Origin of the sequence: Sphingomonas sp. LH128 (genome assembly GCF_000293195.2) — a bacterium.
In the GTDB taxonomy this organism is placed as follows: domain Bacteria; phylum Pseudomonadota; class Alphaproteobacteria; order Sphingomonadales; family Sphingomonadaceae; genus Novosphingobium; species Novosphingobium resinovorum_A.
Genome location: NZ_ALVC01000063.1, coordinates 1 through 10,918 on the forward strand (window position 1 = coordinate 1; position 10,918 = coordinate 10,918).

General features: G+C 65.4%; 10 protein-coding genes. 5 read left to right on the forward strand and 5 right to left on the reverse strand.

All coding sequences use genetic code 11. The features are described from left to right. Window positions 1–162 precede the first annotated feature (162 nt). Both LH128_RS05930 and LH128_RS05935 read left to right on the forward strand, forming a co-directional pair. A complete protein-coding gene (locus LH128_RS05930; protein ID WP_008828682.1) occupies window positions 163–927 on the forward strand; it encodes an SDR family NAD(P)-dependent oxidoreductase in 765 nt (254 codons plus the stop codon). An 83-nt stretch (window positions 928–1,010) separates the two neighbouring features. Further along, a complete protein-coding gene (locus LH128_RS05935; protein WP_036524981.1) occupies window positions 1,011–1,352 on the forward strand; it encodes a hypothetical protein in 342 nt (113 codons plus the stop codon). Between the two features lie 4 nt (window positions 1,353–1,356). Here the strand turns inward: LH128_RS05935 and LH128_RS05940 are convergent, their stop codons facing one another. Further along, on the reverse strand, window positions 1,357–2,148 hold the full coding sequence (locus LH128_RS05940) for a ThuA domain-containing protein (RefSeq protein ID WP_008828684.1): 792 nt from the start codon (window positions 2,146–2,148) through the stop codon (window positions 1,357–1,359). Then, complete coding sequence (locus LH128_RS05945; protein ID WP_008828685.1) at window positions 2,148–3,155, reverse strand: NADP-dependent oxidoreductase; 1,008 nt, start codon at window positions 3,153–3,155, stop codon at window positions 2,148–2,150. Before LH128_RS05945 ends, LH128_RS05940 begins: the two co-directional genes overlap by 1 nt. Before the next feature lie 149 nt (window positions 3,156–3,304). On the opposite strand from LH128_RS05945, the gene LH128_RS05950 reads away from it, so the two are divergent. Together LH128_RS05950 and LH128_RS05955 are read left to right on the forward strand one after the other, a co-directional pair. Continuing rightward, entirely contained in the window at window positions 3,305–5,797 is a 2,493-nt protein-coding gene (locus LH128_RS05950) for a TonB-dependent receptor (RefSeq protein ID WP_008828686.1), read from the forward strand. Window positions 5,798–5,896: 99 nt separating this feature from the next. Beyond that, on the forward strand, window positions 5,897–7,078 hold the full coding sequence (locus tag LH128_RS05955; protein ID WP_008828687.1) for an SGNH/GDSL hydrolase family protein: 1,182 nt from the start codon (window positions 5,897–5,899) through the stop codon (window positions 7,076–7,078). A 22-nt stretch (window positions 7,079–7,100) separates the two neighbouring features. On the opposite strand, the gene LH128_RS05960 is transcribed toward LH128_RS05955, so the two are convergent. From LH128_RS05960 to alr, 3 genes are read right to left on the reverse strand one after another with little or no spacing between them, the layout of a single operon-like run. Then, window positions 7,101–7,448: a RidA family protein gene (locus LH128_RS05960; RefSeq protein WP_008828688.1), complete on the reverse strand. Its 348-nt coding sequence runs from the start codon at window positions 7,446–7,448 to the stop codon at window positions 7,101–7,103. 42 nt (window positions 7,449–7,490) lie between these two features. Then, on the reverse strand, window positions 7,491–8,741 hold the full coding sequence (locus tag LH128_RS05965; RefSeq protein ID WP_008828689.1) for a D-amino acid dehydrogenase: 1,251 nt from the start codon (window positions 8,739–8,741) through the stop codon (window positions 7,491–7,493). After that, complete coding sequence (alr, locus tag LH128_RS05970; RefSeq protein ID WP_008828690.1) at window positions 8,738–9,856, reverse strand: alanine racemase; 1,119 nt, start codon at window positions 9,854–9,856, stop codon at window positions 8,738–8,740. Before alr ends, LH128_RS05965 begins: the two co-directional genes overlap by 4 nt. A gap of 126 nt (window positions 9,857–9,982) precedes the next feature. Between alr and LH128_RS05975 the strand changes: the two genes are divergently transcribed. Next, a complete protein-coding gene (locus LH128_RS05975; RefSeq protein WP_036525294.1) occupies window positions 9,983–10,450 on the forward strand; it encodes an Lrp/AsnC family transcriptional regulator in 468 nt (155 codons plus the stop codon). The last annotated feature ends 468 nt before the right edge of the window (window positions 10,451–10,918 follow it).

The following is a 10,918-nucleotide window of genomic DNA, read 5'->3' on the forward strand; positions in this document are numbered from 1 at the left end:
CGGGTTGTTCTCGTTCGGCATGGCACTGGAACCGCGCACGTACGGAGCCACCGTCGGCGTGAAATTCTGACCTGTTACCCCAGCGGGGGAAATGGGGTGTCCGGCGTCAGTCCCTTGGGGGCGGCGCCGGGCACCCTTCACTTTGAAGAAGGAGTACATGAAATGGGCCGTCTCGAAGGCAAGATCACTCTGGTAACCGGCGCGGGCAACGCCCGGGGCCTCGGCGCCGCCACCGCGCAGCGCTTCGCGGAGGAAGGTGCCTTCGTCTACGTCACCGATCTCAGGCTGGAAGACGCCGAAGGCGTCGCCGCGTCGATCCGTGAGGCAGGCGGCCAGGCCGAGGCACTGGCACAGGACGTGACCAGCGAAGCCTCGTGGGATGACACCATCTCTGCGATCGAGCAGGGCCACGGGCGTCTCGACGTGCTGGTGAACAACGCAGGGATCGCCATTCTCAAGCCGCTGCAGGAACTCTCCCTCGCCGACTGGGAGAAGCAGAACAAGGTCAACCTCGACAGCGTGTTCCTCGGCACCCAGCGCGCGGTGGCGCTGATGCGCAAGGTCGGCCACGGCGGCTCGATCGTGAACCTTTCCTCGATCGGCGGGCTGGTCGGCGTGCCGATGTGCGGAGCCTACGGCGCGGCCAAGGGCGGTGTGCGCCTGTTCTCCAAGGTCGTGGCGCTGGAATGCGCTGCCGAGGGCATCCGCTGCAACTCGGTCCATCCCGGCATGATCGAGACCGCCATGCAGGACGTCGCCCGCCAGGATAACCCCGAGGGCTTCAAGGAGATTGTCTCCGGCATTCCGATGAAGCGCATGGGCAGCCCCGTCGACATCGCCAACATGAACCTGTTCCTCGCCAGCGACGAGGCGAACTACGTCACCGGTTGCGAATTCACCGTGGACGGCGGCGTGACCGCGATGTGATCGCTCCTGATCCTCCCTGTCGCGCAGCGATGGGGAGGATTGCGGCACTTGCAGTCCGCGCTGCCCCGTTCTACCGCCGCCGGATGGCCAAAGCAGACCGTCTCGAACGCCTCGACACCCGCCGCGCCGACCTCGAGGTCGATTACCGCGAGGCGCTGATCGCCGCGCTCAAGGTCTGTGCGGCAGGCAAGTGGGGCCTGTTCGACCACAATGCCGACCGCGCTGCACGCGCAGCCGTAGCTCCGACGATCGCCGAACTGACCGAACTCGCCGAAGAGATCGACACCGCGCGCGAACAGCTGTTCATGGAGCCTTTCGAACTCCACCAGGAATTCCTGCGCCAGCGCGGCCCGGTGGACTCGCAGGCCGTGGGCGAGCCCAAGCAGGCCCGCGCCTGGCTGGATCGGCTCACCGCGAACGACTGAACGCTCACGCGACCCAGCGGATCGCGTTCTCCACCAGCCGCCGGTAATTCACATCGTCGTAAGCCGATGGCCCGTCACCCGGCTGGAGGTAGACCAGCCTGCTGCGTCCCACCTCACGCGTCCAGCCGATCAGATCGCTGCCCGGCGGATGGTCCCAGTCCTCGCGGTCGTACATGCGTCCCCGGACCGCCAGTTCGGCGGAGAAGAACTGCTCGCGCGTGAAGGGAATGTCTGCCCGCAGCAAAGGTGTCACATCCTCTGCGAAGATCTCCGCAAGGTAGGTCTCGTCGGTCAACGTGAAGCGCGGTGGCAGGCCGGCCGTCACCGGGTGCTCCGCCAGAACCACCGCATCGTATGTTACGCCGTGCGCATAGCCGCTATCGAGCACCGGTCGTCCGCGCACCGTGCCCGGATGGTAGAGGAACCGCCCGCCCAGCCATTCGTGATATTCGTCCCAAGTCGGCCAGCCCGCCAGCGCGTGGTGCAGCGCGACGACGCCCTTGCCCTCCTCCAGCAACGCGCGAAAGCCGTCAGCCAGTCCCGGTGGCGGATCAAGATGCAGCGGCGCTCCCACCTCTACCTCGAAATCGAGGCCCGGCATATCGTAGAGCACCAGCGCATCGAAGCCGCGCATCCCGTCAGTGTTCATAAGCTTGGCCGCTGCGGGCTGGTCCACCATCGTCGCGCTGATACCCTCCATCGACTGGAACAGCGCATCAAAGGCAGTACGATCGAACGGATGCCCGCGTACGGCGACCAGGCACTGGATCGGAGCGCGATGACGGATCGTCGGCATCAGAGCTTCACGACCACCTTGCCGATGTTCTTGCCGGTCAGCATCCGTTCGTAAGCGGTGAGGACATTCTCCAGCCCGGCGGTCTCGTCGAAGCGCACCGCCAGTTTCCCGGCATCGAGCCATTCGCGCAGTTGCGGCATGAATTCGGCGCCGCGATGGAGGAAGTCGGGGATGAAGAAGCCCTCGATCCGCAGGCGCCGCATCAGCACCTGATCGAACTTCGCCGGTCCCGGCATCGGCGCATCGGTGTCGTAGCCCGCGACCATTCCGCACACTGCGACGCGCCCGTAATGCGCCATGTTGCCGAGCACCGCGTCGAGGATCGGCCCGCCCACGTTGTCGAAGAAGGCGTTCACCCCGCCCGGCACTTCGGCCAATCGCGCGTCGACGTCCTCATTGCGGTAGTCGATCGCCATGTCGACACCGACCTCTTCGGTCAGGTAGCGGCACTTGTCCGCCCCGCCCGCAATACCGACGACTTTCGCCCCGAGGTTCCGGCCGACCTGACAGGCGAGGCTTCCCGTAGCTCCGGCCGCCGCCGAGACGACCAGCCACTCGCCCGGCTTCACCGACGCGACTTCCTTGACGCCGACATAGGCCGTCCAGGCATTCATGCCGAGCGCGCCGAAATGCTGGCGCGGATCGGCGACCGTCTCGTCCACCACTTCCAGCCCGGTCAGCGCCGGGACCACGGTGGCGACGTCCGCCCACTGCCCGAAGCCGCGCACCAGCGCGCCGACCGGATAGCCCGCGTCCGCACTCTCGATCACGCGGCCGAGCACGAGGCCGACCATCTTCGATCCCAGCGGCAGCGGCGGCTGATAGCCGTCGGTGCGCGGGCTCATCCACATGCGCGTGCCCGCGTCCATCGAAAGCCACTCGGTGGCAATACGCACTTCGCCATCGGCCAGCGGCGCGCAGTCTTCTTCCTGCAAGCTCAGGAAACGGGCGAAATCGGTATTTCCTTCGGGGTGGCGATCCAGTCGCCAGAAACGGCAGCGCGTCAATTCAGGTCTCCTCTGCCCGACCCTCGCGCGCAGCCCCGCCGAGGCCACCTGTCCAAACTGATAGGGCTATCCGTTTGCACAGGACGCCCCCCAACCGCGACGGGTCTAACCAGCAGCCAAGAACGATTACAAAACGGGAGGTTTCTGAAATGCGAGTCCCCAAATCCGTCCTGCTCGTCTCCACGGCGCTGACGATGGTGGCGTCTCCGGCCATGGCCCAGGATACGTCTGCAGAGGCACCGGCTGCCGCTCCTCAGGATGACGCGGCCCAGCAGAAGGGCGGCCTCAACGAGATCATCGTCACCGCGCGCAAGCGGCAGGAATCCGTGCAGGACGTGCCCGTTGCCGTCACCGCCATCTCCGCCGAGCAGATCGCCACGCGCGATGTCACCAGCGTCGAGAAGATCACCGCGATCGCCCCGCAGTTCAGCGTCGGCCGCGCCTCGAACGGTTCGGGCGCGCAGCTCACCTTGCGCGGCATCGGTTCGTCCTCGACCTCGATCGGCATCGAGCAGTCGGTCGCGGTCGTCGTCGATGGCGCCTATTATGGGCAGGGCCGCGTCATCAACGAAGGCTTCTTCGACCTCGCCCGCGTCGAGGTCCTGAAAGGCCCGCAGGCGCTGTTCTTCGGCAAGAATGCGACGGCAGGCGTGGTCTCGATCACCACTGCCGACCCGACCGACAAGTTCGAGGGCATGGTCAAGGGCGGCTACGAGATCAAGAGCCAGCAGTACCGCCTGGAAGGCTACCTTTCCGGCCCGATCAGCGACACCCTCGGCTTCCGTCTGGCCGCGCGCTATACCAAGATGGACGGCGGCTATTATCGCAACGTCGCCGATCCCATCAACTACACCGAGATCGACTCCGCCAGCATCCTCGCAGGCGGCACCGGCGATGCGACCACCCATGTCGCCCAGCCTGCCGCACGCAAGGCGCCGGGCGAAGAGGAATTCCTCACCCGCGCCACCCTGAAGTGGGAACCGACCGACCGCTTCACCGCCACCCTCAAGGGCAGCTTCGACCAGAGCACGGTCAACAACTCCTCGTGGAACTACGTGGCCTACCGGTGCGGCGACGGCGATACCTCGCAGCTCAACGGCTATGCCTGCGGCAAGGACTTCGTCACCCACCAGAACAACATGCCCGCCGACATCGCCGCGACCTATCCCTACGCGAAGAAGGACGGCTCGCTCTACAACAAGTACCGTTCGGCGGGCGGCACGCTTAACCTGACGTACGATGCGGACCAGCTGCAGCTGTCTTCCGTCACCAACTACCAGTGGAACAACAACCGCTGGGCTTGCGCCTGCGACTTCCAGTCGGGCGGCAGCGAGAACGGCATCGGCCCGACCTGGGCGACCGAGAACTCCTCGTGGAAGGCGTTCAGCCAGGAACTGCGCGCGCTGACCCAGTTCGACGGGCCGTTCAACATGATGGTCGGCATGCTCTACCAGAAGACGCGGCGTGACTTCGACCAGTTCGTGCTGACTGGCGGCGTCTCCAATTCGGATGCGCCCGAGGGCTACGAATACGTCACCACCGCGAAGAGCAGCTTCACCAAGGGCGAGACGATGGCCGTCTTCGGCCAGATGACCTACAAGATCCTGCCCGACCTCGAACTCGCGGGCGGCGTGCGCTACACTGACGAGACGAAGAACAGCTTCTTCACGCAGCCTTACAACAACCCGCTGGTCCTCGGCATCTTCCGCGATCAGAACGACCCCGACGGCCTTGGCGTCGTGACCGCGCGCCAGCACTTCACCAACTGGTCGCCGGAAGCCACGCTGACCTGGAAGCCGACGCCCGACCTCATGGTCTACGGCGCCTACAAGACCGCCTACAAGTCCGGCGGCTTCTCCAACGGCGGCATCAACTCGAAGTTCTCGAGCGATCCCACCGCCGACCTCACCTTCGATCCGGAGAAGGCGGAAGGCTTCGAAATTGGCTTCAAGTCCACCCTGCTCGATCGCCAGCTGCGCTTCAACGTCACGGCGTTCACCTACAAGTACCGCAACCTGCAGGTGGACTTCTTCAACTCGCCGATCTTCGCATTCCAGACCCTTACCGCCGACGCGCGCACCAAGGGCATCGAGGCCGAGTTCGAGTTCGCGCCCAACGGCATCGCCGGGCTCGATATCCATGGCTCGATCAACTACGACAAGGCGACCTACACCGACTTCCCGCTGGCACCGTGCTATGCAGGCCAGACCCCGGCGGAAGGCTGCAACCTGTCGGGCAACAGCCGCCAGAGCCTGACCGGCGCACCGCTTTCGGTGGCCCCGCGCTGGACCGGCAACCTCGGCATCGGCTACGAAGTCTCGATCGGATCGGCCAACAAGCTGGGCTTCAACGTCGATAGCAAGTACTCGGCCAGCTATCTCGCTTCCGGCTTCGGCAACCCGCTGTCGCGCCAGAGCAAGTACGTGACGCTCGATGCCGGCGTGCGCTTCGGCGCCGAGGACGACAACTGGCAGATCGCCCTGATCGGCAAGAACCTGACCAACCGTTTTTACGTCACCGGCGTGGTCGATGGCCCCTCGACCGGCGGCGGCACCGGCACTGCGGCGGGCGTGAAGGCCGACCAGCTGGGCTTCGGCACCCTGCCTCGTACGGTCATGGTGGAAGTGACCAAGCGGTTCTGAACCAGGCGAGCGAGGTGGCGCAGCCACCTCGCTCATCCACTTGCAATGCGATGAAACAGGACTGGACAAGCGGCGCACCGGTCCGACAAGAGAGGCGGCATGAAGACCGCGACGTTTCTGGCCGCCCTCTGCGGCGCTACCCTGATTTCCACCCCTGCCCATGCAGCCCCGAAGTGGGCGGGCGCATGGGGCTATGCCCCCGCCGACAGCGGCGCGAACGAACCCGAGCAGCCCGCCGGGACCTATCGCTACCGCGTGCGGCTGACGCAGGCGGGCGACGCGATGCAGCTCACTTTCAGCAATGCCGAAGGTGACAAGCCGCTCGCCATAGGCGCGGTGACGATCGCCAGCCCTTCCGGGCCGGTGGGCACGGAAATCGGGACCAACCCGGTGCATCCGATCCGGTTCTCCGGGCTCCCCGCCGTGGCACTGTCCAAAGGCGGGACGGTGATCAGCGACCCGATCCTCGCGCCGTTCCACAATGCGCAGGACGTGATCGTCAGCGTAACGTTCTCCACCCCGTCGCGGCCCGGGCGCACCAATCTCGGCATGGAGATGGCCTTCGCGCCCGCGACGCCGGGGGCGACCTTCACCCCGATCAAGGTACGGCCCTATCTCTCGCTGGTATCGGTGCGTTCTGCGCAGACACCCTGCACCGTGGTCGCATTCGGGGATTCGATCACCGACGGGTTTCTCGGCCTGTCACCCCAGACGCGCGGATGGCCGGGGCGCCTGGCCGAGCGCCTCGCCGCCCTTCCCGCCGTCCAGCGCTGCGGTGTCGTCAACATGGGGATCAGCGGCAACCGGGTGCTGAAAGCGGGCCGCGCGACGTCCGCACTCGACCGCTTCTGGCGCGACGTGGCGAGCGTGCCGAACGTCACTCACGTGATCTTCCTCGAAGGCATCAACGACATCGGCGCAGGGACGGAAACCGGCCCCGATGCGGTGACGGCGGAGCAGTTGCTCTACGGCTACCGCCAATTCGTCGAGCGTGCGCATGCACTGGGGATCAAGGTGATCGGCGGCACGATGACGCCCGCTCTGCGCGCCGGGTACATGTCGCCGGTGAAGGAGCGGGTGCGCCAGTCGGTCAACGCCGCGATCCGCAGCGGCAAGGTCTTCGACGGGATCGTGGATTTCGAGGCTGCGGTACGCAACCCCGCCGCGCCCGCCGACCTGCGGCCCGAATTCGATCCGGGCGACCACCTCCACCCCAACGACGCCGGGCTGAAGGCGATGGGCGACGCCATCGATCTCGCCACGCTGAGGCGCCTGCCCTGACAGGCGCTCATGCGCGGCGCGGTTACGCCTTGGCGGCGATCATGATGATCTCGACCTTGTAGCCGGGCTCGAACAGCTTCGCCTCGCCGGTCGCGCGGGCGGGTGCGGGGTGCCCGGCGATCCATGCGTCCCAGGCCGCGTTCATTTCCGCGAAGTCGGCCATGTCGGCGAGCCAGATCGTGGCCGAGAGCAAGTGGTCGCGGTCGCTACCGGTCCGGGCGAGCAAGGCATCGATCTCGGCGAGCGCAACGCGGGTCTGCTCGGCGACGCTCTCACCCGGATTGCCGATCTGGCCGGCGAGGTAGATGGTGTCGCCATGGACCACCGCTTCGCTCATGCGAGTGCCCTGATCGATGCGGGTTATGGTCATGCGTGGTCGTTCCCTGTCGGTCTATGTCGGTTTATGTGCCGCTCAGTAGCGACTGATGGCGAGATCGGAAGCCTCTATCGCGGGACGACGACCGCCGATGAGGTCGGTGATGACATGCGCCGAACCGCAGGCCATCGTCCAGCCCAGCGTGCCGTGTCCAGTGTTGAGGAACAGGTTGGAAACGCGCGTCGGTCCGATCACCGGGGTGCTGTCAGGCGTCATCGGGCGCAGTCCGCACCAGAAGCTCGCCGCCTCCAGATCGCCGCCGCCGGGGAACAGCGAGCCCGCCGAATGCTCCAGCGTGGCGCGCCGCTCGGGCGGCAGGTCGCGAGAAAATCCCGAGATTTCCGCCATTCCGCCGACACGGATACGATCTCCGAGGCGGGTGATCGCAACCTTGTAGCTCTCGTCCAGCAGGGTCGAGACCGGTGCCCGCGCCTCATCGACGATCGGCACCGTCAGCGAATAGCCCTTGACCGGATAGACCGGCAGACGAATGCTCAGCGGCGCCACCAACTGGGGCGAGAAACTGCCCATCGCGACAAGGAACACGTCGGCGGAGACGCTGCCCTTGTCCGTCTCCACCCGGACGATCCGGCCACCCTCCTCGATCAGCCGCTGGATGTTGATTCCATTGCGGAATTCGACGCCCTTCGCTGCCGCCATCGCCGCCAGCGCATTGGTGAACTTGAAGCAATCGCCCGTCTCGTCGTTCGGCAGCCGCAGCCCTCCCACGATCGGCGCCGTGCTGGCCGCAAGACCCGGCTCGGCGGCAATGCAGCCTGCGCGGTCGAGCACCTCGAAAGGCACGCCATCAGCTTGCAGCACGGCGATGTCCTTGCCGATGCCGTCGAGCTGCTTCTGCTCGCGGAAGAGCTGCAAGGTGCCCCGGCTGCGCTCGTCGTAGCGGATGCCGGTTTCCCCGCGCAGCGCGATCAGGCAGTCGCGGCTGAATTCGGCGAGGCGCACCATGCGGCTCTTGTTGATCGCGTAGTCGCGCGCGTTGCAGTTGCCCAGCATGGCGACGAGCCAGCGCAGCATGGCCATGTCGGCATGGGGCCGCAGGATCAGCGGCGCATGCTTCATCATCAGCCACTTGACCGCCTTCATCGGAATGCCAGGAGCAGCCCAAGGCGAGGCATAGCCCGGCGAAATCTCCCCGGCATTGGCGAAGCTGGTCTCCAGCGCGGGGCCATCCTGCCGGTCGATCACGGTGACTTCATGGCCCGCCTTGGCCAGATACCATGCCGAGGTGACGCCGATAACGCCGCTGCCGAGAATGGCGATCTTCATGCGATGGTGCTCCGGTCGAGGGCGGGCGCACGAACCGGAAGATAATCCCGGTCGTAGCGGCGGCTGAGCTGGGTCAGGATTTCGTAGGAGATGGTCCCGGCATCGGCCGCGACCTGGTCTAAGCTCTGGTTCGGGCCGATCAGTTCGACTGGAGCGCCGGGATACAAATGCCCGGCAGGCACGTCGGTGACGTCGAGCGTGATGCTGTCCATCGAGACCCGCCCGACGATCGGTGCCCGCACTCCGGCGACGTAGGCCGCGCCCCGATTGCCGAGGCAGCGCGGCCAGCCGTCGGCATAGCCGACTGGGATCGTCGCGATCCGCGTCTCTCGTGCGGCATGGAATGTCAGGCCGTAGCCGACACCGGTTCCCGCAGGGATCGTACGCAACTGCGCGATCGGCGCCTCCAGCCCTACGACCGGCTGCATCGGGTTCGGCCCGGTCCCGGGATTGCCGCCGTAAAGGGCGATACCTGCGCGCACGAGGTCGAAATGCCCGCGTCGATGGAACGTTCCCCCGCTGTTGTCGAGCGCCCGAGGCACCTGCGGGAACCGCGCGGCGATGGTGTTGAAAAGCGCTTCCTGCGCCGCATTCGCCGGATCTTCCGGATCGTCGGCGCAGGCCAGATGACTGATCAGGAAGCGCAGTTCGATACCGTCGAGCAAAGCCGGCGTGGCGATCAGGTGCTCCACCTCCTCGGGCGGCAGGCCCATGCGCGACATGCCCGTGTCGATCTGAAGGACCGCAGGCAATGCCAGGCCACTCTGACGCGCCTGCGCCGACCAGCGCGAGACCTGGTCCAGCGAATTGAGCACCGGGATCGCGCCAAGCCCGGCACACCGCGGTTCCAGTCCGGGAAGAAGGCCGTTGAGGACGTAGACTTCGGCCCCGCTCTCCAGTTGCGGCATCAGCGCTTCCGCCTCGCTGAACAGGGCGACGAAGAGATGGCGGCAACCTTCGGCCATCAGCGTGCGCGCGACCGTCACCGCGCCGAGGCCATAGCCGTCCGCCTTGACCACCCCGCCCGTCTGCGCAGGCACGACGCGGTCGCGGATCAGGCGGTAGTTGGCGGCCAGAGCCTCCAGGTCGATGGTCAGGCGTGCAGCGGTGATCACGAAGCCCCCTTGGCGATCCGATTAATGCATCGTATCGCATAACGAAGCGAATAGGCTGCCGAATGTATGTATATTGTGCCACATTATGTGGCCTTGCACACGATAATGCGGACAAATCACAAGATCATGCCAGTGACCTCCGACCCCGTGGATCGCGCGATCATCCGCCTGTTGCGTCTCGACGGCAGGCGGCCCAATTCCGAGATCGCCGAGGAAGTCGGCCTTTCGCCGTCCGCGTGCCTGCGCCGTATCCGCCTGCTCGAGGACCGCGGCGTCATTCGCGGCTACACCGTGCTCACCGGGCCGGAAGACGATGACGAGCGCGGGGTCGATATCGTCGTGCAGGTCACGCTGGACCGCCAGACCGAGGATTACCTGTCGCGTTTCGAAAACGCGGTGCGGCAGTGTCCCGAAGTGCGCGAATGCTTCCTGATGACGGGCAACGTCGATTACTGGCTGCGGCTGCGCACGGAAAGCGTTGCCGCCTATGAGGCGATCCACGGGGAGGTCCTGTCGCGACTTCCGGGCGTCACCCGCATCAACTCCAGCTTCGCGATGCGCGACGCCATGCGTCCGCGGCGCGCGCGAAAATAGCGCTCCTTCCCGATCGATCGTCCACCATGGCCTTTCTCACAAGGTGACAGGGTTTACACGGTTTACACCGTCCAGAGAAAACGTGTCACCTTGTGTCAGAAAATGTCACCTTGAAGGGGGCAAGGTGACACCTTTGGCGCGCGATGTGTCACCTTGCGAAGACGATGTGTAGCCTTGCAGTGTAACCTTTTGCGGATAGAGATGGACGAGCCGGTCATAGCCCGCAAGGTATCGGACAGCGATGTTTGTAGGAAAGCGGACTTTCCGGAAGCGCCCCATAGCAGTCATGCGTCACCTTCAATCAAGTTCAGATCACACTTGCTGCAACGCTTCGGAGGCCACGGTACGCTGATAAAACCGTGACGAATGAAGAGTGATCTCCCGCAATTCGGGCAGGCGATCATGAATGATCCCACACCCCCGACGACGAACCATAGCAGCCCAAAGGCGAATTCGATCCACATAACC